The sequence below is a fragment of the Aeromicrobium terrae genome (assembly GCF_008039565.1).
GTDB classification, from domain to species: Bacteria; Actinomycetota; Actinomycetes; order Propionibacteriales; family Nocardioidaceae; genus Aeromicrobium; species Aeromicrobium terrae.
On sequence record NZ_VDUX01000002.1, the window covers coordinates 104,375 to 127,753 of the forward strand.

The window sequence follows — 23,379 nt, forward strand, 5'->3', positions numbered from 1 at the left end:
CAACGGAGGGCGACGTCAGCCGAGGCGGGTCGCCTCGAGCACCATGCCGGCGGCGCGGAGGCGGTCGACGAGGGCGTCGCCCATCGCCGAGACGGGCGTGAGCACGCCGTGCAGGTCGGGCAGCCGGTCGCGGTCGAGGGCCAGCGTGAGCGCCGCCTCGCCGAACATCATCGCGGTGGCCTTGTAGCCAGGGTCGCCCTGAGCGGCGACGCGCGAGCGGTAGCGCGCCCCCGTGGTGGTCTTGGTGAAGACCCGGATGTCGAAGTGACCGCGCTCGCGGGACTCCTCGCTCGGGCCCTCGCCCGGCGCGGGCAGGAACCGGTCGAGCACCCGGCGCGTGGGCTTCATCGCCATGGCGCCGAAGAACGCCCCCATGCCCGCGGCGACTCCCGTGGCGGCGACGCGAGAGAAGACCTTGTTGCGGCCGAGCGCCATGGTCTCGCCGTAGCGGAACGCCGTGCCGTAGACACCACCCAGCAGGTAGTTGGTGCGGCGGACGATGCGGGTGTTGTAGCTGGCCATCAGGAACGGGCCGAGGGTGCCGGACAGCGACGGGTCGACCGTGGACGCGGCGACGATCGCCATGTCGCTCGGCTCGGCCTTGCGGTCGCCGGCGGCCCGCTCGTTCGGGCCGGACGACAGGGCGTGCGGGTTGAGCAGCACCCGGCGCGACTCCTTCTCGCGGGCGAGGTCGGAGATGACGCGCATCGAGTCGATGGTGCCGCCGGACAGCCCGCCGCGCATCGAGGTGACGACCAGCGTGGTGTCGGTGAGCTCGCCCGCGTCGTCGGCCTGGACCGCCTGGTGCAGGAGGTAGACGCCGACGTCGGACGGGATGGAGTCGAAGCCACAACCGTGCACGATGCGTGCGCCCGTGGCGGCGGCCTGCTCCCCCACCTTGTCGATGGAGTAGCGGATGAACGGCACCTCGCCGGTGAGGTCGACGTAGTCGGTGCCGGCGTTGGCGACGGCGGCCAGAAGGGCCTCGCCGTAGCGCAGGTACGGGCCGACGGTGGTGGCGACGACCCGCGTGCGGGCCGCCATCGCGTCGAGCGAGGCGGGCGAGTCGGCGTCGGCCTCGATCAGCGGCCAGTCGTGTGCGGAGGCGGGCAGCTCGGCCCGGGTCTTCTCGAGCTTGGCGAGGTTGCGGCCGGCCAGGCCGATGCGCGTGCCCTCGGGTGCGTGCTCGGCGAGGTACTTCGCCGTCAGGGCGCCGACAAAGCCGGTGGCCCCGTAGACGACGACGTCGAGCTCACGCCCCCCTGCCGGAGGAACGGAGGTCACGTCAGGAGGCCTTCTTCTCGACCTCGTCGTGGGTGAGGACGGTCGGGCCCTCGGTGCCCTGGACGGTCTCGGCGGTCACGACCACCTTGGCGACGTCGTCGCGGCTCGGGATGTCGTACATGACCGGCTGCAGGACGTGCTCGATGATCGAGCGCAGTCCGCGGGCGCCGGTGCCGCGGGCGAGCGCGAGGTCGGCCATCGCCTCGCACGACTCGCGGGTGAACTCCAGCTCGACGCCGTCGATCTCGAACAACCGCACGAACTGCTTGGTGAGCGCGTTGCGGGGCTCGGTGAGGATGGTGACGAGCGCGTCCTTGTCGAGGTTGTCGACGGCCGCGATGACCGGCAGACGGCCGATGAACTCCGGGATGAGGCCGAACTTCAGGAGGTCCTCCGGGAGCACCTTCGAGTACAGCTGCACCGGCTGGCCCTCCGGGACCTGGGTCTCGGCGCCGCCGACGTTGAAGCCGAGGCCGACCTTGCCGCTGCGCTGCTCGATGATCTCCTCGAGACCGGCGAACGCGCCGCCCACGATGAACAGCACGTTCGTGGTGTCGATCTGGATGAACTCCTGGTGCGGGTGCTTGCGCCCGCCCTGCGGCGGGACGGATGCCGTGGTGCCCTCGAGGATCTTCAGCAGCGCCTGCTGCACGCCCTCTCCGGACACGTCGCGCGTGATGGACGGGTTCTCGCTCTTGCGCGAGATCTTGTCGACCTCGTCGATGTAGATGATGCCCGTCTCGGCCTTCTTGACGTCGTAGTCGGCGGCCTGGATGAGCTTGAGGAGGATGTTCTCGACGTCCTCGCCGACGTAGCCGGCCTCGGTGAGGGCCGTGGCGTCGGCGATGGCGAACGGGACGTTGAGCATCCGCGCCAGCGTCTGGGCCAGGTACGTCTTGCCGCAGCCGGTGGGGCCGACGAGCAGGATGTTGGACTTGGCCAGCTCGACCGCGTCGTCCTTGCCCCGACCGGCGGACGCCTGCGCCTGCACGCGCTTGTAGTGGTTGTACACCGCCACGGCGAGCGACCGCTTCGCGTCGTCCTGCCCGATGACGTACCCGCCGAGGAAGTCGTAGATCTCCTGCGGCTTGGGCAGCTCACCGAGGCTGAGCTCGGCGCCCTCGGCCAGCTCCTCCTCGATGATCTCGTTGCAGAGGTCGATGCACTCGTCGCAGATGTAGACGCCCGGGCCCGCGATGAGCTTCTTGACCTGCTTCTGGCTCTTTCCGCAGAAGGAGCACTTCAGCAGGTCGGCCGTCTCGCCGATGCGTGCCACGGGTCATCCCCTCTCAGACAGGACCGTCGGTGCCAGCGTCACCCTGATCACAGTACCGGCGAAGCCGGTCTGCGTCGCGGGTCATGCAGGAGTCGTCTTCAGCGTGTCGAAGACCTGGTCGATCAGGCCGTACTCCACCGCCTGCTCGGCCGTGAGGATCTTGTCTCGCTCGACGTCACGGCTGATCTCGTCGGTGGACTTGCCGGTGGCCTCGGCGATCATCGACTCCAGCAGCTCGCGCATGCGGATGATCTCGTTGGCCTGGATCTCCAGGTCGGAGATCTGACCGCCGGTGCCCTCGGTGTAGGGCTGGTGGATCAGGATGCGGCTGTTGGGCAGCGCGTACCGCTTGCCGGGGGCGCCGGCGGCCAGCAGCACGGCCGCGGCGGAGGCCGCCTGGCCGAGGCAGACCGTCTGCACGTCGGGCTTGAGGTAGCGCATCGTGTCGTAGATGGCCGTCATCGCCGTGAACGAGCCGCCCGGGCTGTTGATGTACAGCTGGATGTCGCGGTCGGGGTCCATCTGCTGCAGGCACAGCAGCTGGGCCATGACGGCGTTGGCGACGTCGTCGCTGATGGGCGTGCCGACGAAGATGATGCGGTCCTCGAACAGCTTGGCGTAGGGGTCGATGCGCCGGAACCCGTAGGACGTGCGCTCCTCCCACTGCGGGATGTAGTAGCTCACTTGACGTCTCCTGCGCTCGCGACCACGTGGTCGATGAAGCCGTACTCCTTGGCCTCGGTCGGCGTGAACCACCGATCGCGGTCGGAGTCGATCTCGATCTGCTCGAGGGTCTGGCCGGTGTGGTGGGCCTGCAGCTCGTTCAGCTGCTTCTTCAGCAGCAGGCTCTGCTCGGCCTGGATCTTGATGTCGGACGCGGAGCCCCCGATGCCGCCAGACGGCTGGTGCATCATGATGCGCGCGTGCGGCAGGGCGTACCGCTTGCCCTTGGTGCCCGCGGCCAGCAGGAACTGGCCCATGGAGGCGGCCAGGCCCATGCCGACGGTGACGACGTCGTTCGGGATGAACTGCATGGTGTCGTAGATCGCCATGCCGGAGTCGACGGAGCCGCCGGGCGAGTTGATGTACAGGAAGATGTCGGCCTTGTCGTCCTCGGCGTTGAGCAGGAGCATCTGCGCGCAGATCGCGTTGGCGTTCTGGTCGCGCACCTCCGAGCCCAGGAAGACGATGCGCTCGCTGAGCAGCCGCTGGTAGATGTGGCCGTCGAGGTCCTGCGGGTTGAGGTCGCCGGCCGCCATGCGGGGGGCGGGGTTCTCTGTGTTCACGTCCTCGACCCTAGACGGCGGATGACGGCGACACACGCGATGACACCGTCTGTTCGCTGACGGCAGATTCAGCGCCGAAGGGCTCAGGCGCGCTCGGCCTCGGCCTTGATCCGCTCGAGCGTGGACTTCATGCCGGCGAGCAGCTCGACGTCGTGCTCGGCGATGCCGCCCAGCGCGAGCGCCGCCGTCACCTGGGACGCGATCGTGCGCTTGCCGCCCTTCAGCTCACGGCGCTCGACGACCTTGGTGCCGCCGTCGACGGGCTCGAGGTCGTAGGACCACTGGGCGCCCGGTCCGTAGACGTAGAACGCGATGCGCTTCTCCGGGACGAACTCGACGACGCGGCTCGCGGTGGGCCAGACGAAGCCCTTGCGCTTGTTCAGGTTGAGGCTGCGCGTGCCGACGCCGACCTCACCGCCGAAGAACTTCTGCTTCCAGGTCTCCGGGCTCCACTCGTTCATGCGGCGCTGGTCGGAGACGACCGCCCACACGGCGGACGGCGGCGCGTCGACGTGGATGCTGGCCTCGAGGGGCGCGACAGGGGTCTTGCGGCTCATGCGGGTCCTCCGGGAGTGATGCGTCAGGCCTGGGTGGCCGACGCGGGCAGCTGGCGCGGGTTGCTCTGGCGGGCGTTCAGCCACTCGACCAGCCAGTCCGCGACGCGCGGGTGGCTGAGCAGGGCGAAGTGGTGGGCGCTCGGGATGTACTCGAACCGGGCACCCTCGACCACGGGGCCGGAGCGGCCGACGCCGGTGGCCGAGGAGAAGTGCACGAGGACGTCGCCGAGGACGCTGCTCAGCGGGTGCCGCTGCGACGCGCCGAGGGTGGCCGCGACGAAGTGGTACTCCGCGTGCGGCAGCGGCGCGGCGGCGATGCGGTCGAGTCCCCACTGGGCGGTGAGGTCCTGCCCCTCCCACTCGTCGCGGGTGATGTAGCCGTGGCGCAGGTCCACGATGCCGGCCGAGCGGGACTCCAGGATCGCGCTGAACGGCCGCGTCTCGGGCAGGAACCGCAGGACGCGTGAGCCGACGTGGGCGACCTTCTCGAGGCGGGCGCCGGTGTGCGGCGTGCCGAGGCAGACGACGTCGCGCACCAGGTGCTGCCAGGTCTTGCCCGACGCGGTGGCGTGGTTGGTGGCCGCGCGGGCGACGAGCCCGCCCATGGAGTGACCGACGAGGGTGATGCGGGTGACGTCGACGGGCCACGACGCGACGAGCTGCTCCAGCAGGACGTCGAGGTGCTTGCCGTTCTCGGAGACGTGCAGGCCGGTGTTGTAGCGGATCATCACCGGGGTGCCGTCGGTGTCGTCGACGATGCGCTGCGAGTAGACCGTGCCCCACGACTCGTCGCTCTCGCACAGCCCGTGCAGGAAGACGACGAGGTGGCTGCCGGCGCCGCGAAACGCCTCGGCGACCTGCCAGCCGGTGGCCGGCACGTCTGCGCCGTCCTTGCGGACGGCCATGACGATGGCCTGCGGGTCGTCGAGCATCCGCAGCTCGTCGCCGATCAAGCCGTTCACGGCGGACACGACCTGTCGGCCGAAGCGGCTGCTCTCGACCGGACGGCCGACACCGCGCGCGGCGAGCGCGCGCACCGATCCGCTGGACAGGCGCAGGAACCCGGAGACCGCGCCGTAGATCGACGTGACCACGGCGTCGTGCAGGGACTCGGGGACCTTGCCGCCGACGACCCGGGTCGCCCCGAACGCGCGCCTGGCCACCGCCTGGTGCATGTCGCGGACGGTGCCGACGATCAGCCGGTCGACGTGGTCCAGTGCCAGGGCAGCGACGTCCGTGGTCCGGGCGGGCTCAGCTGGCATGGGTCCATACTGCCGGTATCTCGCCGCGATCGGAACCTGACGCAAGCGCGTTTTTCATCACGTAAGCACTCGGTGGTCGAGTGCCCCCGCGAGCGCCAGCGAGCTGGGGGCGTATCGAGACCACACCCCGAGCGGGCTTGGACGCCTGCGAGGTCTCGATACGCCGGGCGGCTTCGCCGCAACGCACTCGACCTGGTCGGACGTCAGCTCGCAGAGCTCGCTGAGTCCGCCTCAGCCTCGGCGGCGAGCTGCTCGTCCGTGGCGATCGTGCCGTCGGCGCGCAGACGCGAGAGGTCGAGCGAGTTGCCCGAGGCGTCCTTGACCGTGGCGGTCTCGACGAGCGAGGCCAGGGCCTTGCCGCGCAGGACCTCGCTCATCATCTCCGGCACGTGGTTGTGCTCCATGATGTGCTGGATGTAGGAGTTCGGGTCCTGGCCGGACTGCTGGGCGCGCCGCATGATGTGCTGGCTCAGCTCGGTGTCGTCGATGCCGAACTCGCCGTCGGCGACCACCTGGTCGAGCACGAACTGGGCGATGATCGACTCACGGACACGGCGCTCGAGGTCGGCCTCGAACTCCTCGAGGGTCTGGCCCTCCTCGGCGAGGTAGTCGTCCATGCTCATGCCGGCGAAGGCGAGCTGCTGGGTGACCTGCTCGCGGCGCGAGCCGAGCTCCTCGGCCACCAGGCCGTCGGGCAGCGGGATCTCGATCTGGCCGATGATCTCGTCGAGCACCAGGTCGCGGGCCTCGTTGGCCTGCTCCATCCGCTTGCCGCGGGTGAGGCGGTCCTTCAGGTCGGCGCGCAGCTCGTCGAGGGTGTCGAACTCCGACGCCATCTGCACGAACTCCTCGTCGAGGTCGGGCAGCGCCTGCTCCTTGACCTCCTTGACGGTGACCGTGACGTCGACGTCCTGGCCCTTCAGCTCGCCGCCGACGAGCTGTGAGGCGAAGGTGGCAGTGCCGCCGGCCTCGAGGCCGGTGACGGCCTCGTCGAGACCGTCGAGCATCTCGGTCTTGCCGACCGTGTACGGCATGCCCTCGGCCTGCGCGCCCTCGATCGCGTTGCCGTCCTTGTCGGCGGCGTTGAGGTCGATGGTGAGGACGTCGCCCGCCTGGACGGGGCGCTCGACCTCGGTGAACGTGGCGAAGCGCTCACGGAGGGCCTCGAGCTGCTCGTCGACGTCGGCGTCGGTGACCTCGGCGTCCTTGACCTCGACGGAGATCCCGGAGATGTCGGGGAGCGTGATGGGCGGACGGACGTCGAGCTCGGCGGTGATCTCGATGGGCTCGCCGTCGCTGAACTTGGTGAGGTCGATCTCCGGCTGGCTGAGCGGCTGGATCTCCTGCTCCTGGACCGCCTGGCTGTACCACTGCGGCAGGGCGGCGTTGATGGCCTCGTCCAGGACCACGTTGCGGCCCACGCGCTGGTCGACGACGGCCGCCGGCACCTTGCCCTTCCGGAAGCCCGGCACGGTGACCTGGGCACCGATCGCCTGGTAGGCGTCCTTGAGGTTGGGCTCGAACTCCTCGAACGGGACTTCGATGGTGAGCTTGACCCGGGTGGGGCTCAAGGACTCGGTGCTGGTCTTCACGAAGGAACTCCTGGGTTGATGACGATGCGGGCGCGGGATGGTCGGGATGACAGGATTTGAACCTGCGACCTTCCGCTCCCAAAGCGGATGCGCTACCAAGCTGCGCTACATCCCGTCTGCCGACTTGCCAGTCTAGTGGAGACTGCAGTGATGGCCCGAATCCGGTACGAGGCGCTGGCGGACACGGTCCGCGGCCGGCTGCCGGCCTGCGGTCCCGTGACCGTCGTCGGCGTGGACGGGCCGAGCGGGGCGGGCAAGACCGAGCTCGCCGACGGCCTCGGCGAGACGCTCGGGGCCACGGTGCTGCGCGTCGACGACCTGGTGCCCGGGTGGCGCGGGCTGGCGGCGATTCCTCCCGTGCTCGCGCGGGACGTCCTGACGCCGTTGTCACTGGGCCAGCCGGCCACGGCTCGCCGCTGGGACTGGGAGCACGACCGCCCCGGTGAGGTCCTGCGGCTGGACCCGGACCGGTACCTCGTCCTCGACGGCTGCGGCAGCGGTGCCCGCGTCGTCCGGCCGTTCCTCAGCCTCCTGGTGTGGGTCGACGCCCCCGAGGACGTCCGCCACGCCCGGGCGATGGCCCGCGACGGCGACGTCTACGAGCCGTGGTGGGACGTCTGGGCCGAGCAGGAGCGCGCGCTCTTCGCCGCCGAGCAGACCGTCGCGGCGGCGGACTTGCGGGTGCGGTCCTCGGTCTAGGTGCTCCAGCCGTTGAAGGCCAGCCAGGCGGTCGCGACGACCACGCCGAGGCCGAGGAACTCCTGGAACCACGTCGTCGCACCGTCCTTCTTGTCGGTGAACGACTTCAGCACCGTCATCACCAGCGGCGGGACGGCCAGCAGCACGAAGACCCAGCGCACCGTCTCCAGGTCCGACGAGGCCGCCGCCTTGACCAGCCCGACCACCGCCGCGCCGACCACCAGCAGGACGAACAGTGCCGTGACGCCGCGTGGAAGCAGTCGCTGGATCCAGTCGACCCTGCGGAACTTCGTGCCGAGCGCCGTGAGGACCTGCGGCGCGCAGTAGAGCGCCGTGCCCACCCACCACTGCCAGCAGCTGCCGACGAACGAGTAGCCGATGAACGAGAACAGGAACGTCCGGAACGCGACGCCGCCGAGCCCGGCGAGCACCGTCGCGTCGGGGAACTCGGCCGACGCCTCGACGGCCTGCAGGCGCAGCGGGTAGAGCCGCGCCGCGGCGTTCTCCGACAGGATGCGGACCGCGACGCAGCCCAGGACGGTGAGTGCCACGAGCCCGGCGTGTGCCGGCAGTCCGGTCTGCTCCCCCGCGAAGCTGTCCATCGACTGCATCAGGCCGCGGGTCACCCAGGCGCACAGCAGCGAGGCGATCGCGAGGTCCGCGACCGTGTCCCAGACGTGGCGGACGGACCCGTCGCCGAGGCGGCGGAACGGCCGCATCGCCGAGCCGATGAGCGGGATCGACGTCCACAGGAAGCCGACGGCGCAGTAGACGAGGACCGAGTGGACGAGGTCCGGCGCTTGCGAGTTGGTCATCGTGCCGGACAGGACACCGGCCGCGATGTAGACCGTGAAGGCGACGGCACCGGCGAGGGCGTCGAACGTCGTCAGGATCGCGCCGGCCAGCAGGAGCCACAACGGCGGCGGCATGGCGCGACCGTCGGACGAGGCCGCCGCGAGCACGCCGACGACCAGGCCCAGGACCGGTGCCAGCGTCCACAGCGACCCGAACATCGCCCGGACCTCGGTGCCGTCGATCGCCAGCCGGGCGGCCAGGGGGCTGTGCGGGGCGAGGCGGTGCGGCACCGCGACGCTCGCTGCGTCGATCGGCCGCCAGCCGGGGAACCGCCAGGTCCTGGACCGGTCGCCCGGGCCGATGCCGCGGGTGATCGTGGCGAACCGGTCGGGCTCGTAGGTCGAGCGCGCCGAGGCCCGCTTCGTGTCCGACGTCTCGCGGCTCACGCGCTCCTTGGCACGGGCGCGCGACTTGGACGCCCGGCGTGCCCGGGCGGCGGGTCCGTACGCGCTGGTGCTGCCGATCCGCGACATCGCCAGGCTCTGCGCGGCGATGCCCGCACCACCACCGACCGTGATCATCGCGGTCGTCGCGACGCTGACGACCACCACCGGGCCGAGGGGTCCACGCAGCAGCTCCGCGAAGGAGTCCGACGTGTGGGTGGCGCCGAACGCGATGGGGTCGGAGAGGTCGACTCCGCTCTCCGGGTCTGCTTCGTCGGGTCGGGTGTCCGTCAGGCCTTCGGTGAGGTCCGCCAGCTCGTCGACAGGGTCGATGGTGTCGACCCTGCTGTCGACCGGGTCCTCGACGGGTCCGTCGACGGGCGCGATGATCGGGACGATGACCGGGACGACCGGGTCGTCGATGACGGAGCGGTCCGGGCCGCCGTCCCGGTCGCGTCCTCCGCCGTCGTCGTGCGGCGGCGGCTCGGGGTCGGTGTTGGGCGGCGGGTCGCTGCCCTCGAACACGGTCACGAGCACCATCGCGAGCGTCGCAAAGGGATTGCCGTCGCGGATCACCTGGTACTCGACCTCGCCGTCCTGGTCCGCGGACAGGAACGTGATCACGCCGGTGTGCTCGTCGATCACGGCGGCGATCCCCGGCGAGAGCGACACGATCGAGTAGTGCGTGGCGGCGCGCTCCTCCGCCGTCTCGTCGTTCAGCTTCTCGTCGTTGATCGAGACGTCGAGCGTGCCGCCCTTGCCGACCTCGACGTCGATGGCGTCGTCGACGGCGCAGGCGAGGTCGATGCCGTCGCCGCCCGTGAGAATGTCGTCGCCCTCGCCGCCACAGATGTAGTCGTTGCCGCTCTGGCCCTGGATGCGGTCGTTGCCGGCCTCGCCGAACAGCCGGTCGTCGCCGCCGATCAGGGTCTGCGGCGTGGCGCTGCCCTGGGACTCGCCCCAGATCCAGTCGTCGCCGTCGCCCCCGTACAGCTCGTCGTCCCCTCCGTAGACGGTGCCGGTCCCGCCGCTCTGGACCTCGGTCGAGCCATCGCCGATGAGGTGGTCGACACCCAGGCCTCCGTGGAGCGTGTCGTCCCCGCCGTGGAGGGTGGCGACCCCACCGACGTCGATGACGGCCCACCCGTCGCCCCACATCCAGTCGTCGCCGTCGCCGCCGGACAGGTCGTCGGCGCCGCCGGTCAGCTCGGCCGTGCCCGTCGCGTGCAGCAAGGCCCAGCCGTCGCCGTAGATCTCGTCGTGGTCGGCGCCGCCGTCGAGCGTGTCGTCCCCCCCGAGCAGCACCACCGAGCCCGACCCGCCGCCAAAGATCACGGCCTCGCCGTCTCCCTCCATCTGGTCCTCGCCGGCGCCGCCGTTCACCTGGTCCGCGCCGCCGTGCAGCTGGATGAACGCCCCGTCGACGAAGCCATGAGCGAGGCCGTCGCCGAACACGTCGTCGTTCCCGTCGTCGCCGTTCGCGACGTCGGAACCGCCGACCAGGATCTGGTCGACGAGGCTCTCGGTGTCCATGGAGCCGTCGCCGTACACCGCGTCGTCGCCCGCGCCTCCGCTGACGGTGTCGTCCTCGCCGACGAAGCCCTCGGAGAAGCCGTTGGCCTCGCCGGCGACCACGTCGTTGTCGTCGCCGCCGTCGATCGTGTCTCTCCCCGACTGCCCGTAGACCGTGTCGTTCCCGGCGTCGCCGAACAGGGTGTCGTTGCCGCCGGTGGGGACGTCCGCGAAGTTGACGCCCTCGCCCCAGATGGTGTCGTCGCCGTCGCCACCGTGGACGGTGTCGTCGCCGCCGAGCAGGGAGTTGACGATCTCCGCCCCGTTCATGTGCGGGCCGTTCGACCCGCCGTCACCCCACACGGTGTCGTTCCCCGCGTCGCCCCAGATGATGTCGTCGCCGCCCACCACCTGGGAGAGGTGGTCGTCGGCACTGTCCGCGAGACCGTCACCCTTGATGAAGTCGTCCCCGCCGCCGCCGTGGATCAGGTCAGCACCGCCAAGCAGGAGGGCGCCCAGGGACCCTTGGACATCGCCGTCGCCGGTGATGACGTCGTCTCCGTCCGACGCGGTCGGAGCCAGCGCGTCGCCCCAGATGACGTCGTCGCCACCCTGGAGGACCCCCTCCTCACCGGCCGACACCCCGCCGTCACCGACGACGGTGTCGGCACCGTCGCCGCCGGCCACCTGCGGGTCGTCGCCACCGACGAGGTCGGGCGTGTCACCGTCGGCCGCGTCGGCACTCGTGGTGCCGTCGCCGAGGACGGTGTCCGTCCCCCCGCTGCCGTCGAGCGTGTCGTTCCCGCCGCCCCCGGAGATCGTGTCGTCCGTCGTGTTCTCGTGGACGTGGACGTCGTCGCCGCCGCCGCCGCTGTAGTCGTCGGCCATCGCGACCGCCGGTGCGAGCGAGACGAAGGCGATCAACAGGAGGGCGCCAACGCATCGCGCGAAGACGAGCCCCCGCGCAGCCCGGTCGTGCACCGGCCACCCCTGCACAGTCCGACGATAGAGCGAATCCCCACCTCAGCGGGCATTTTTCTTCGGACGGCGCGCGGACCGTCCCCCGGTGCTGTGGCATCATGGACCCGCTGCTCAGGCAGCGCGCGGACGTAGCTCAATTGGTTAGAGTCTCTGCCTTCCAAGCAGAATGTTGCGAGTTCGAGTCTCGTCGTCCGCTCCATTCACGGCGAAGCCGTCCGGCGAGCGGACGACCCGACCTCGATGGGCCCCTGCCCGCGCCGAAGGCGCCCGTCAAGGGACTCGTCGTCCGCTCCATGCACGCCGAAGCCCCCGGTCAGCGAGATGTGGCCGCTTGCGCACCGTCTCGGGGCGTCAGACGGGCGTTTTGGGTGACTAACCCGCCACATCTCGGCATGATCTGCCCATGAGGACAGTGCTGATCACCGGGTGCTCGTCGGGGATCGGGGAGGCGACGGCCGAGTGGCTCGCCAAGAACGGCTGGACGGTCTACGCCACGGCGCGGCGGCCCGAGACGCTGACCGGGCTGGCCGAGGCCGGCTGCAAGACCCTGGCGCTCGACGTGACCGACGAGTCGTCGATGACCGAGGCGGTCGACACGGTGCTCGCGGAAGCCGGTCGCATCGACGGCCTGGTCAACAACGCGGGCTACTCGCAGTCCGGCGCGTCCGAGACGCTCGACCTCGCCGACGTCCGGCGCCAGTTCGAGACCAACGTGTTCGGGCTGCTGCGGATGAGCCAGCTCGTCCTGCCGACGATGCGGTCGCAGGGCAGCGGGCGGATCGTGAACATCTCGTCGATGGGCGGCAAGCTCGTCTTTCCCGGCGGAGGCGCGTACCACGCCACGAAGTACGCGGTCGAGGCGTTCTCCGACGCGATGCGCTTCGAGGTCGGCGGGTTCGGCGTCCACGTCGTGCTGGTCGAGCCCGGCCTGATCACGACGAACTTCGAGAACGCGGCCGTGGCCTCGATGGACCTCGACGACGACGGTCCTTACGGCCACTTCAACCGCAAGGTCGCGTCCGCGACGTCCGACGCGTACAGCGGTCCCATGCGGCGGCTGGGCGGCCCGCCCGCCGCGGTGGCGAAGGTGATCGAGAAGGCGTTGACGACCCGGCGCCCGCGGGCGCGCTACACCGTCACGCCGTCGGCGCGGCTGTCCATCGGCACCCGCCGCCTCATGCCCGACCGCATGTGGGACGTGGCGATGCGGGCTCAGTTCCCGCGGCCCCGCGCGTAGTCGACGACCGGCAGCTTCCGGTCGAGGATCAGGACGGCGCGGTCGTCGTCCTGCGCCAGGACGTCGCCGAGGATGCGCCGCGGTGCGTTCTCGAACCCGTCCTTGAGGACGACCTGTCCGGCCCTCCCCCGCAGCCAGTCGATCCCGCTGCGCACGTCGCGGATGCGCGACTCCACGACGCCGTCGGTGTAGAACATCAGAGCGTCGCCGGGCTCGAGGGTCCCGACGCTGCGATGGAAGTCGGGCCGCTCGAGGATGCCGAGCGCGGTGCCGCGGGCGCCGTCGACGACCCAGACGCTCTCGTGGTGCGACCACCTCAGGGCCGGCGGGTGGCCGGCGTTGATGACTGAGTAGGCACCCGTGTCGAGGTGCACGAGCACGTGCACGGCGGTGGCGAAGCCCTCGTCCCACCGCTGCCGGAGCAGGAAGTCGTTGGCCGCGGCGAACAGCCCGAGCGGTGGCAGCGACCCGATGAGGCCGCCGAGCGCTCCGGCGAACTGCAACGACTGGGTGCCGGCACCGACGCCCTTGCCGCACACGTCGACGAGCACCATCTCGAGACGCTTCTGGTCCTCGGAGAGGTTCGCGACGAGGAAGTCGCCGGCGAACTTGGCGCCGCCCGCCGACAGCACCGCAGACTGGGACCGCCAGCCCTCAGGCAGCGTCGGCACCACGCCCTGGGACTGCAGCCGGTCGTTCAGCTCGACCAGCATGGCCTCGCCCAGCGGCCCCGGCAGCCCGCTGCGGTAGCGGCTGGCGGCGAACAGGATGAGAAGACCCACGAGGATCACGGTGAGCAGGTTGCTGATCCGTGCCGAGGTGAACTCCGTGTCGAGCGTCTGCTTCGTGACCGTGAGGACGGCGCCGAGGCCGACGATCGCGAGCAGGACCAGGAGCGGTCGGTACCGCAGCACGAAGCTGCCCAGGACGAGCGGGATGACCAGCGTGGCGACCGGGACGAAGTCGTAGCTGGCGAGAGAGATGAAGATCATCCCGAGCGCGAGGGCGCTGAGGGCCGCGAGAGCGGCCAGCTGGCCCTCGTTCGTGCCCGTGCGCCAGCGCGTGGTGCGCTCGTCGAAGAAGCCCACGACACGAGCGAGGACGCGCTTCACGCGCGATTCCTCGCCACCCCAGGCCCCGCTCCCATGCCCGTGTGTCACGGCGTGAGCCTATCGGCGCTTTGACACCTGGGGCACCAGAACAGATTTCTCCCTCCGACGACCTCGGTCGTCACCGCGGTGCCGCAGACGTGGCAGGGCCGGCCGGTGCGTCGGTACACGTACACCTCCCCTCCGTGGTCGTCGTCACGCGGCGGGCGGCCCATGGCCTCCGGGTCGTGCTCGGGGCGGACGGTGTCGATGGTCCCGGTGCGCACCCCCTCGCGCATCAGGACGACGAGGTCGGCCCAGATCGCGTCCCACGTGGCGCGTCCGATGTCCCGTCCCGCACGATCCGGCGGCACCTGGTGCCGGAACAGCACCTCCGCGCGGTAGACGTTGCCGACGCCGGCGACGACCGCCTGATCCATCAGCAGCGTCGCGATGGACGCGCGCGAGCGGGAGATCCGCTGCCACGCGCGGTCCGGGTCGGCGTCCGCTCGCAGCGGGTCGGGACCGAGCCGGGCCAGCAGGGCGTCGACCTGTGGCGGGCTGAGCAGCTCGCACGCCGTCGGGCCGCGCAGGTCGGCGAGGCCACCGGGCCCGCGCAGCCGCCAGCGCACCTGACCGACCACCGGCGGCACCTCGTCCGACGCGTCGGCGAACGCCCACCCGCCGAACAGCCCGAGGTGGACGTGCACGACGTCGTCCAGGCCGTCGAACGTCACGAGGACGTGCTTGCCCCACGCCTCGGCGTCGGTCAGGACCCGGCCGTCCACCCGCGCGGCGCCCTGGGCGAACCGGCCCTGAGGGCTGGAGGACTCGACCACCCGGCCGGCGAAGCGACGACGCAGGTCCGCGGCGACGCGGTGGAGGGTGTGACCCTCAGGCAAGCTCGCCGGTCTTCTCGTAGCTGAGCAGCATGTCGATGCGACGCTGGTGGCGCGCGGCACCGCTCCACTCCGCGGAGAGGAACGCGTCGACGATCGCGACGGCCTCCTCCGCGGTGTGCATCCGGGCACCGATGGACACCACCTGGGCGTTGTTGTGCTGGCGCGCCAGCTCCGCGGTCTCGGTGCTCCACGCGAGGGCGGCGCGCGCGCCCTGGACCTTGTTGGCGGCGATCTGCTCGCCGTTGCCCGACCCGCCGATCACGACGGCGAGCGACCCGGGCTCGTCGACAGCGGCTTGGGCGGCGGCGATGCAGAACGGCGGGTAGTCGTCCTCGGCGTCGTAGGTCGAGGCGCCGTGGTCGACGGGCTCGTGTCCCTGCTCGGACAGCCAGGCGATCAGGTGGGACTTGAGCTCGAAGCCGGCGTGGTCGGAGCCGAGGTGGACGCGCATGGCAGCGATTGTGTCAGCCCTGCGCGAGGCGCCGGACGTAGGCCGCGAACGCGTCGGCCGACTCGTGCCCGGTGAAGTCGCCGAGCACGTAGCGCTTCTTCTCCGACCGGGCCTCGGCGAGCGGGTCGTTCTTGAGCAGGTCGTCGAGGACGTCGTCCAGGTTGGACAGGTCACCGAGGAGGACGTACGCGGTCTCGGCCACGGAGTACTCGGCGCGGAACTCATCGACCCCGGTCTTCATCGTGGTCATCGCGTACGGCTTCTCCGACTGCAGGAAGTCGGACACGACGCTCGAGACGTCGGAGATCAAGGCGTCGGCGTGGTTGCAGCAGTCCGCGACGCTCCAGTCCTTGTCCGCCACCTGACCGAAGACGTGCTCGACGCCGGTGGCCTCGCGGTGCTTCCGCAGGACGTCGTGGGTGGCCTTGATGGCCTTGCGCCGCTTCGCCCACCGGTAGCTCAGCGGGTGCGGCCGGAAGATCACCCGCGCGCCGCGGTCGGCGAGCGCCTGCACGATCTCCGGACCCCGCTCGAGGGAGGAGAAGTTGACGGTCTCGTCGACGCCCTGCCAGGTGGGGGCGTAGAGGACGGTCGGCTGGTCGAGCGACGCGATCGGTCCACGAGCCGGCTCGATGTCGGACGCCTGTGGACGCCCGAGGATCTCGAACTTCTCCCGCGGGATCGTGATGCCGTGCTTGGCGTACCGGTCGATGCCGGCCTGCCCGCACACGACGAGGACGTCGTACTTCGCGTGGCGCGGGTTGAAGTTCGCGGGCTTGTCGGAGTCGCCGTGGTTCAGCCAGACGTGCGTGACGTGGCGGTGCCGCATGTAGCCGGCGTTGTTCTTGGCGTTCTGCACGTAGTAGAGGCTGGTGAGCGACGGGGCCAGCACGTCGCGGAGGTCGCCGAAGCGGTGGCCGCCCAGCTGGATGATCGGCGACTTGAGGTCGCTGTTGGCACGGACGAAGTCCAGGTACTTCTCGTGCAGGTGGAAGATCACGCACGGCTCGCCGGACGCGAGCAGGTAGGGCTCCCACATGCCGAGCTGCCACGGAGCGCCGGCCCGGCCCGCGTACGCCATGCCGATGGTGGGCGCGTACTCGCGCAGCGCGGCCCGCAGGCGCCGGCGGTGCCGCCGGTTCCGGATGACGGCCGGAAGCCGCGAGGGCTCCGGCGGGCCGTCCGGCATCCCGGGCAGCCCGATGCTGTACGGAGGCGTCGACCGGTCGGTGAAACGCTCCTTGATCCTGGCGAGGACCGCCTTCACCGCGTCAGCCACGACGGTCAGTATGCCAGCGTGACCAGCGGCGTCTCAGCGCACGCCTGCGCGCTGTTCCTCCAGGAAGGCGCCGACGGAGACGACGGTCGCGGCGGCCGGCGGCAGCAGGTCCGGATGACGCCAGTAGCCGTGGATCATGCCCAGCGTGCGGCTGGCCGTGACGTCGACCCCGGCGGCCGCGAGGGACGCAGCGAACGCCTCCCCCTGGTCGCGCAGGACGTCGTGTTCAGCGGTGACCAGGAACGTGGGCGGGAAGCCGGACACGTCCGCTCGGAGCGGGCTGACCTCCGGCTCGTCGGCGAGCGCGCCGGGCGCGTAGTGCCGCCAGTAGGCGTCCATCTCCTTCGCCTCGAGCGCTGCGTTGTCCTCGTCGGCGTAGGGCGCGGAGGCGTCGACGGGCGGGTAGATCAGCACGAGGGCGTCCAGCAGGCTCGCGTCCCGCACCGTCAGCCCGGCGAGCAGGTTGGCCCCGGACGAGTCGCCGATCCCGGCCACCACCTCGTCGGACAGCCGCAGCGACCGAGCCTCGGCGCGCAGCCACCGCGCGGCGGTCGCGACGTCGTCGAGCGGCGCCGGGTAGGGGTTCTCCGGCGCGAGCCGGTAGTCGACGGCCAGGAGCGCCCAGCCGGTGCGGTGGGCGAGGTAGCGGCAGAACTCGTCGTGCGTCTCGAGGTCGTGGAAGACCCAGCCGCCGCCGTGGACGTACAGGGCGACCGGCGCCCCGACGCGCGGCCGGTAGACCCGGCACGGCACCCCGTCGGCGTCGACGTCGTGCACGTCGTCCAGGCCGATCCGGTCCTCCACCGACAGGGCCTCGGCGCGTCCGGCGTCGCGGCGCTGGTCGATCGTCCACCCCTGGTGGGCGACCTCCTCGGTCTCGAGGAGTCGGAGGTACTCGACGGCGTCCGGCGTCAGCGGCATGGCCGCCACGCTACCCCGGCGTCAGTTGAGGATCGGGTCGCGCGTGCGGGTGCGCTTCAGCTCGAAGAAGCCGTCGTAGCCGGCGAGCAGCCGAGCACCGTCGAAGATCCTGCCGGCCTGCTCGCCCTGCGGGGCGGGGCTCATGACCGGCCCGAAGAAGGCGACGTCGGCGATCGCGATGACGGGGGTGCCGACCTCCTGGCCGACCTTCGAGATGCCGGTCTCGTGGGACGCGCGAATGGCGTCGTCGTGCTCGGTCGAGTCCGCGGCATCCGCCAGGGACGCGTCCAGGCCGACCTCCTCGAGCGCCTCGACGTACAGCTCGCGGTCGCACTCCCGGCCGTCGACGTGGTGACGCGTGCCGAGCGCGGTGTACAGGTCGCGCAGCACCTCGGCGCCGTACTTCTGCTCCGCGGCCATCACCACGCGCACCGGTCCCCACCACTCGGGCAGGCGGGCGGCGTAGCCCGGGTCCAGGTCGTCACGGCCCTCGTTCAGCACGGACAGGCTCATGACGTGGAAGTCGGTGCGCACGTCGCGGACCTTCTCCACCTCCAGCATCCAGCGGGAGGTCATCCAGGCCCACGGACAGACCGGGTCGAACCAGAAGTCGACGGTCTCGGTGGTGATGGTCGGTGTGGAGTTGTCGTTCCCCGAAGAAGTCATACAACGTTCAACAACGGATGCCCCGCGCGCATTTCCTCCACGAGAGATTTCACGACGGCGTCGAGCTCACCGTCGTTCGCCTCGGCGATCGCGCGCTGTCGCTGATAGGACGCGCCGGTCTTCATGATGGCGCGCACCCCGTCCAGCTCCTCGGAGCAGCCGAGGCGCTCGGCGACCGGCTCCAGGCGGACGAGCAGCTTCTCCAGGTCGGTGGTGACCAGCTCCTCCTCCGCGTGCTCGTCGAGGATCAGGATCGCGTCCATGCCGTAGCGGGCGGAGCGCCACTTGTTCTCCTGCGCGAACCAGGGCGGGATGTCGGGCAGCGTGCGGCCGGCGTCCAGCTCCGACGAGAAGTGCTCGACCAGGCAGTGCGTCAGCGCCGAGATGCTGAGCAGCTCGCTCATCGACGGGATCCCGTCACAGATCCGCACCTCCAGCGTGCCGAACTTCGTGGACGGCCGGAGGTCCCAGCGGATCTCGTCGAGGTGGTCGATGACGCCGGTGGTGAGCATGTCGTCGACGTAGGCTTCGAACTGGTCCCACTGCTGGAAGTGGAACGGGAGGCCGGCGGTCGGGAGCTGCTGGAACATCAGGGCGCGGTTCGAGGCGTACCCGGTGTCCTTGCCGCCCCAGAACGGCGACGACGCGCTGAGCGCCTGCAGGTGGCCGTAGTACGACAGCATCGCCGCGCTGATCGGCAGCACCTTCTCGCGGTCCTCGATCCCGACGTGGACGTGCACGCCGTAGATCAGCATCTGCCGCCCCCACCACTGCGTGCGGTCGATGAGGGTGGCGTACCGCGCCTTGTCGGTGACCTTCTGGTGGGACCACCGGCCGAACGGGTGCGTGCCCGCGCACATCAGCTCGACCCGCAGCGGGTCCGTGATCGTGCGGATCTCCTCGATCGCGCGGTCGAGGTCGGCGCCGGCCTCCTTCACGGTGTGCCGGACGCCGGACACGACCTCGACGGTGTTGAGCAACAGCTCCTGCCGGATGTGCGGGTGCTCGCCGTCGTCGGGCGCCACGGCGTCGAGGATCGTCTGGGCCACCTGACGCAGGTCACCGGAGTCGACGTCGACCAGGGCGAGCTCCCACTCGATCCCCACGGTCGAGCGCTCGGAGACGGCGAACGGGATGCTCACGGCACCATCGTGCCGCATGAAAGAGTGAACGCATGCCTGGAACGAATCTCACCCGTGAAGAAGCCCAGGAGCGCGCGGCGGTGGTCTCCACCGAGTCCTACGTCGTCGAGCTCGACCTCACCGCCCCGCCAGAAGACGGCAATGCCACCCGCTTCGGCTCCACCACCACCATCCGGTTCGGAGCCACGCCCGGTGCCTCGACGTTCGCCGACCTCGTCGGCGGCGAGATCTCCGCGATCACGCTGAACGGCGAGTCCATCGACCCGTCGGTCTACGCCGACAGCCGCATCCCGCTCTCCGGCCTGCAGGAGACCAACGAGCTGCGCGTCGAGGCCACGTGCGCGTACTCGCACTCCGGCGAGGGCCTGCACCGGTTCGTCGACCCCGCCGACGACCGGCCGTACCTCTACACGCAGTTCGAGGTGCCGGACGCGCGCCGCGTCTTCACGACGTTCGAGCAGCCCGACCTGAAGGCGACGTTCGAGATGCACGTCACCGCCCCGTCGCACTGGCAGGTCGTGTCCAACGCGCCCACGCCCGAGCCGGTCCCGGTGCGCGACGGCGTCTCCCGGTGGGACTTCGCCCCCACCCAGCGGATGTCCACGTACATCACCGCGCTCGTCGCCGGCGAGTACCACGTCGTGCGCGACGCGTACCACGGCGAGCACGGGGAGATCCCGCTCGGCGTCTTCTGCCGCCAGTCCCTCGTCGAGCACCTCGACGCCGACGACATCTTCCTCATCACCAAGCAGGGCTTCGAGTTCTTCGAGGGCGCCTTCGAGATGGCGTACCCGTTCGGCAAGTACGACCAGCTCTTCGTGCCGGAGTACAACATGGGCGCGATGGAGAACGCGGGCTGCGTGACGTTCCGCGACGAGATGATCTTCCGCAGCCGCCAGACCGTCGCCGCGTACGAGTCGCGCGCGAACACGATCCTCCACGAGATGGCGCACATGTGGTTCGGCGACCTCGTGACGATGAAGTGGTGGGACGACCTGTGGCTGAACGAGTCGTTCGCCGAGTTCGCCGCCCACCACTCCTCCGTCGCGGCCACCCGCTTCACCGACGCCTGGACCGGCTTCACCAACAACCGCAAGAACTGGGCGTACCGTCAGGACCAGCTGCCGTCGACGCACCCGATCGCGGCCGACAACTACGACCTGCGGGCCGTCGAGGCCAACTTCGACGGCATCACCTACGCGAAGGGCGCCTCCGCGCTCAAGCAGCTGGTGGCGTGGGTCGGCGAGAAGGACTTCTTCGCCGGGCTCCGCTCGTACTTCACCAAGCACGCGTTCGGCAACACCCAGCTCACCGACCTGCTGGTGGAGCTGGAGGAGGCGTCCGGCCGCGACCTGCACGACTGGGCCCAGGAATGGTTGCAGACGTCCGGCGTCAACACGCTGCACGCGGAGTTCGAGACCGACGAGAACGACGCCTTCACCTCCTTCACCGTCGAGCAGACCGCGATCGAGGCCTACCCGACGCTCCGCCGTCACCGGATCGCGATCGGCCTCTACGACCTCGTCGACGGGCGACTGGCTCGCCGTGAACGCGTCGAGGTCGACGTGCGCGGCGCCTCGACCTCGATCGAGGAGCTGCTGGATCACCGCCGTCCGGACCTCATCCTGCTCAACGACGACGACCTCACCTACGCCAAGATCCGACTCGACGAGCGCTCGTTCAACGCCCTCGTCGAGAGCAACGCGACGTTCGAGGAGTCGCTCCCCCGGGCCCTGTGCTGGGGCTCGGCCTGGGACATGACGCGCGACGCCGAGCTGTCGTCCGACAAGTTCGTCTCGCTCGTGCTCGCCGGCATCGGGGGCGAGTCCGACCTCACCGCGGTCTCGGCCCTCCTGCGGCAGGGCCAGAGCGCCGTGAACCTGTTCACCGCGGAGACCGACCAGCCCGCCCTGCGTGAGCGCTGGGAGGCAGGCCTGCGCAGCCTCGTCGAGGCCGCCGAGCCGGGCAGCGACCACCAGCTGGCCTTCGTGCGCGGCTACGCGTCCGCAGCCACCGGCCCGGACTACCTGCGCGAGCTGCTCGGCGGAGGCCTCGACGGCCTGGCCGTCGACACGGACCTGCGCTGGACGCTCGTCACCGCCCTCGCGCGGGTCGGCGACGCCGGCGAGGACGAGATCACCGCGGAGCTCGAGCTCGACCACACGATCTCCGGCCAGGAGAACGCCTCCGCCGCGCGGGCGATCCGTCCGACCGCCGAGGCCAAGGCCGAGGCGTGGACGCGCATCGTCGAGGACGCCGAGACGCCCAACGAGACCCGGCGCCAGACGGCGCTGGCGTTCCAGGTGTCCGGCCAGGCCGACGTGCTCGAGCCGTACGTCGATCGCTACCTGGAGATGGCGGAGACCGTCATCGAGGAGAAGGGCGTCTGGATCGGCCAGGTCGCGCTGATCTACCTGTTCCCGCTGGCCAACCCGTCGGAGTCGACGCTGCAGCGGGTGCGGTCGTGGCTGGCGACGACGTCAGCGAGTCCCGCGGCCCAGCGGTACGTGTCGGAGGGCTGCGACGACCTCGCCCGGGCCCTCCGCGCCCGCTCCCGCTGAGCGTGACGTTTTCGCCCGGATTTCCGCGAAATCCGGGCGAAAACGTCACTGCCAGCGTTGGGCGGGTGGCCAGGTGGCCCACCAGGCAGGCGGCTCAAGCTGCCATCGAGGCCGAGGAAGTCGCTGGGCGTGGCGATAGGCGTCAACGAGGCGGGCCGCCAAGCCGTATCGGTCGGCATGATCAAGCGACGACACACGACTGACGATCGCCCCGACGCGCTCGAAACCTTCCTCCCGGCGGTTGTCCTCTGCATGACGTTCGGCCTCCCGGTGCATGCTGCCGTCGGACTCGATGATGAGGCCCGCCTCCACGTCGAGAAGATCGGCGACGCCCAGCAACCGGCCGAGCTCGTCGAAGACGGGCGCGTTGACCCGCAGGCCCTCGATGCCGGCGTCGAGCTCTGCGACGAGTCGAGTGCGGGTCTCCCACGGACTCGCCGATCGGTTGGAACCCAGCTCGAGCGCCTGCCGCGCTTGGACGATGCCGCGCGTCTTGTGGTGTGACCTGACAACGCGGCCGACGCGTTCGATGGTGGTGTGAGCGACGCCGGAAGTCGACGAGACCGCCATGTCCAGCGCGACCACGGCCTCACGAACGTTGACTGCCAGCCGCATCTCGTCGTAGGCGGCACGCGCCATGGTGGCGACGGCGTAGTTCTCCAGGTGATCGATCTCGTCGGGTAGGAGATCGGATCGTGTCGGCGTGATTCCGCGGCGGGGACGCAGCTGGCTTCCAGGGAGACAGTGAACGAGGATCTCGCGTTCGCCTGCACCACGGTCGACACCGTCGAACCAGGTGTTGCCCTGAACCCGAAGGGCCGCCCAACCACCCAAGGCATTCGTCGGTCCGAGAAGTGCCGTGGCATCGGACAGGCGCAGGTCGAGCGGATCACCCGATGTCGCCGCCGGGCGGACCACACCATGCAGTGGCCGCACGAAGCGGCGTGACGTCAGCTGCTTGTAGGTGAGACCTTGCGAGCGCGCCGCTCCGGATCGGCGCGACTGGTAGGTGGGATCGCTCGTGGACACCCGCACAGGATGCGTCGCCACCTTGTCAGGTGCTGCGTTGCATCCACACCTGCCGATGGGAGTGACGTTTCAGCCCACTTTTCGCTCAAATCAGGGCGAAAACGTCACTCTCAGCGGGAACGCGGGGTCAGTGGTGCGCTGCCTCGCTGCCCGGCGCCTTCTCCAGGTCGGCCCTCGGCGGCGGGGGCGTGTAGTTGTGCCGCGCGGTGAGCAGCGCGAACAGTGAGATGACGACGATGAGGCCGACCGTCGACCCGCCGAAGAGGACGATGTCGTCGAGCGCGCTGCGGTCCTTGCCGTCCGGCCACGCCGGGGTGGCCGGGCCGTCGGCCAGAGCCGGGGCGGCGAGGCCCACGAGGAGCACGAGAGCGGTGGAGATGACGGTCACGGCGCGAGCGGGAGCCTTCATGGCGTCA

General features: G+C 70.4%; 20 protein-coding genes and 2 tRNA genes. 4 read left to right on the forward strand and 18 right to left on the reverse strand.

What is annotated here, in order from left to right:
- Positions 1-15: 15 nt before the first annotated feature.
- The 8 genes from FHP06_RS04020 to FHP06_RS04055 form a co-directional block, all read right to left on the reverse strand.
- Positions 16-1,284: a saccharopine dehydrogenase family protein gene (locus tag FHP06_RS04020; protein WP_147684055.1), complete on the reverse strand. Its 1,269-nt coding sequence runs from the start codon at positions 1,282-1,284 to the stop codon at positions 16-18.
- A gap of 1 nt (position 1,285) precedes the next feature.
- Positions 1,286-2,560: an ATP-dependent Clp protease ATP-binding subunit ClpX gene (gene clpX, locus FHP06_RS04025; RefSeq protein WP_147684057.1), complete on the reverse strand. Its 1,275-nt coding sequence runs from the start codon at positions 2,558-2,560 to the stop codon at positions 1,286-1,288.
- Positions 2,561-2,641: 81 nt separating this feature from the next.
- Positions 2,642-3,316: an ATP-dependent Clp protease proteolytic subunit gene (locus FHP06_RS04030; RefSeq protein ID WP_407921273.1), complete on the reverse strand. Its 675-nt coding sequence runs from the start codon at positions 3,314-3,316 to the stop codon at positions 2,642-2,644.
- Positions 3,241-3,819, reverse strand: a complete 579-nt coding sequence (locus FHP06_RS04035; protein ID WP_147685006.1) for an ATP-dependent Clp protease proteolytic subunit — start codon at positions 3,817-3,819, stop codon at positions 3,241-3,243. Before FHP06_RS04035 ends, FHP06_RS04030 begins: the two co-directional genes overlap by 76 nt.
- A gap of 110 nt (positions 3,820-3,929) precedes the next feature.
- Complete coding sequence (locus FHP06_RS04040) at positions 3,930-4,403, reverse strand: SRPBCC family protein (protein WP_147684061.1); 474 nt, start codon at positions 4,401-4,403, stop codon at positions 3,930-3,932.
- 23 nt (positions 4,404-4,426) lie between these two features.
- Entirely contained in the window at positions 4,427-5,665 is a 1,239-nt protein-coding gene (locus FHP06_RS04045) for a lipase family alpha/beta hydrolase (RefSeq protein ID WP_147684062.1), read from the reverse strand.
- Between the two features lie 203 nt (positions 5,666-5,868).
- Positions 5,869-7,257, reverse strand: a complete 1,389-nt coding sequence (gene tig / locus FHP06_RS04050) for a trigger factor (protein WP_187271770.1) — start codon at positions 7,255-7,257, stop codon at positions 5,869-5,871.
- A gap of 38 nt (positions 7,258-7,295) precedes the next feature.
- Positions 7,296-7,372, reverse strand: a tRNA-Pro gene (locus FHP06_RS04055).
- 35 nt (positions 7,373-7,407) lie between these two features.
- Between FHP06_RS04055 and FHP06_RS04060 the strand changes: the two genes are divergently transcribed.
- On the forward strand, positions 7,408-7,956 hold the full coding sequence (locus FHP06_RS04060; RefSeq protein ID WP_147684064.1) for a nucleoside/nucleotide kinase family protein: 549 nt from the start codon (positions 7,408-7,410) through the stop codon (positions 7,954-7,956).
- Here FHP06_RS04060 and FHP06_RS16250 read toward each other — a convergent pair.
- Positions 7,953-11,687 carry a calcium-binding protein gene (locus FHP06_RS16250; RefSeq protein ID WP_147684066.1) on the reverse strand — a complete coding sequence of 1,245 codons (3,735 nt, stop codon included), beginning with the start codon at positions 11,685-11,687 and terminating at the stop codon, positions 7,953-7,955. The genes FHP06_RS04060 and FHP06_RS16250 overlap by 4 nt on opposite strands.
- A 122-nt stretch (positions 11,688-11,809) precedes the next feature.
- On the opposite strand from FHP06_RS16250, the gene FHP06_RS04070 reads away from it, so the two are divergent.
- Together FHP06_RS04070 and FHP06_RS04075 are read left to right on the forward strand one after the other, a co-directional pair.
- Positions 11,810-11,886 (forward strand) — tRNA-Gly (locus tag FHP06_RS04070).
- 204 nt (positions 11,887-12,090) lie between these two features.
- Complete coding sequence (locus FHP06_RS04075) at positions 12,091-12,924, forward strand: oxidoreductase (protein WP_147684068.1); 834 nt, start codon at positions 12,091-12,093, stop codon at positions 12,922-12,924.
- Here FHP06_RS04075 and FHP06_RS04080 read toward each other — a convergent pair.
- From FHP06_RS04080 to FHP06_RS04110, 7 genes are read right to left on the reverse strand one after another with little or no spacing between them, the layout of a single operon-like run.
- Positions 12,900-14,036, reverse strand: a complete 1,137-nt coding sequence (locus FHP06_RS04080; RefSeq protein ID WP_147684070.1) for a PP2C family protein-serine/threonine phosphatase — start codon at positions 14,034-14,036, stop codon at positions 12,900-12,902. The genes FHP06_RS04075 and FHP06_RS04080 overlap by 25 nt on opposite strands.
- A gap of 44 nt (positions 14,037-14,080) precedes the next feature.
- Positions 14,081-14,914 (reverse strand): Fpg/Nei family DNA glycosylase, encoded by an 834-nt coding sequence (locus tag FHP06_RS04085; protein ID WP_147684072.1) that lies wholly within the window; start codon positions 14,912-14,914, stop codon positions 14,081-14,083.
- The gene (locus FHP06_RS04090; protein WP_147684073.1) at positions 14,907-15,365 is read right to left on the reverse strand and encodes a ribose-5-phosphate isomerase; all 459 of its coding nucleotides are present in this window, start codon (positions 15,363-15,365) and stop codon (positions 14,907-14,909) included. Before FHP06_RS04090 ends, FHP06_RS04085 begins: the two co-directional genes overlap by 8 nt.
- Positions 15,366-15,378: 13 nt before the next feature.
- Positions 15,379-16,644 (reverse strand): CDP-glycerol glycerophosphotransferase family protein, encoded by a 1,266-nt coding sequence (locus FHP06_RS04095; protein WP_147684075.1) that lies wholly within the window; start codon positions 16,642-16,644, stop codon positions 15,379-15,381.
- 33 nt (positions 16,645-16,677) lie between these two features.
- Positions 16,678-17,565 (reverse strand): alpha/beta hydrolase, encoded by an 888-nt coding sequence (locus tag FHP06_RS04100; RefSeq protein ID WP_147684077.1) that lies wholly within the window; start codon positions 17,563-17,565, stop codon positions 16,678-16,680.
- Positions 17,566-17,586: 21 nt separating this feature from the next.
- Positions 17,587-18,231 carry a mycothiol-dependent nitroreductase Rv2466c family protein gene (locus tag FHP06_RS04105; RefSeq protein ID WP_147684079.1) on the reverse strand — a complete coding sequence of 215 codons (645 nt, stop codon included), beginning with the start codon at positions 18,229-18,231 and terminating at the stop codon, positions 17,587-17,589.
- Complete coding sequence (locus tag FHP06_RS04110) at positions 18,228-19,373, reverse strand: glutamate--cysteine ligase (RefSeq protein ID WP_222706354.1); 1,146 nt, start codon at positions 19,371-19,373, stop codon at positions 18,228-18,230. The genes FHP06_RS04105 and FHP06_RS04110 overlap by 4 nt, the downstream gene beginning before the upstream one ends.
- Positions 19,374-19,405: 32 nt before the next feature.
- Here FHP06_RS04110 and pepN point away from each other — a divergent pair, with 32 nt between their 5' ends.
- A complete protein-coding gene (gene pepN, locus FHP06_RS04115) occupies positions 19,406-21,934 on the forward strand; it encodes an aminopeptidase N (protein WP_147684082.1) in 2,529 nt (842 codons plus the stop codon).
- Positions 21,935-21,979: 45 nt separating this feature from the next.
- On the opposite strand, the gene FHP06_RS04120 is transcribed toward pepN, so the two are convergent.
- Both FHP06_RS04120 and FHP06_RS04125 read right to left on the reverse strand, forming a co-directional pair.
- Complete coding sequence (locus FHP06_RS04120) at positions 21,980-22,963, reverse strand: hypothetical protein (RefSeq protein ID WP_147684084.1); 984 nt, start codon at positions 22,961-22,963, stop codon at positions 21,980-21,982.
- 127 nt (positions 22,964-23,090) lie between these two features.
- Positions 23,091-23,372, reverse strand: a complete 282-nt coding sequence (locus tag FHP06_RS04125) for a hypothetical protein (protein WP_147684086.1) — start codon at positions 23,370-23,372, stop codon at positions 23,091-23,093.
- Positions 23,373-23,379: the final 7 nt, after the last annotated feature.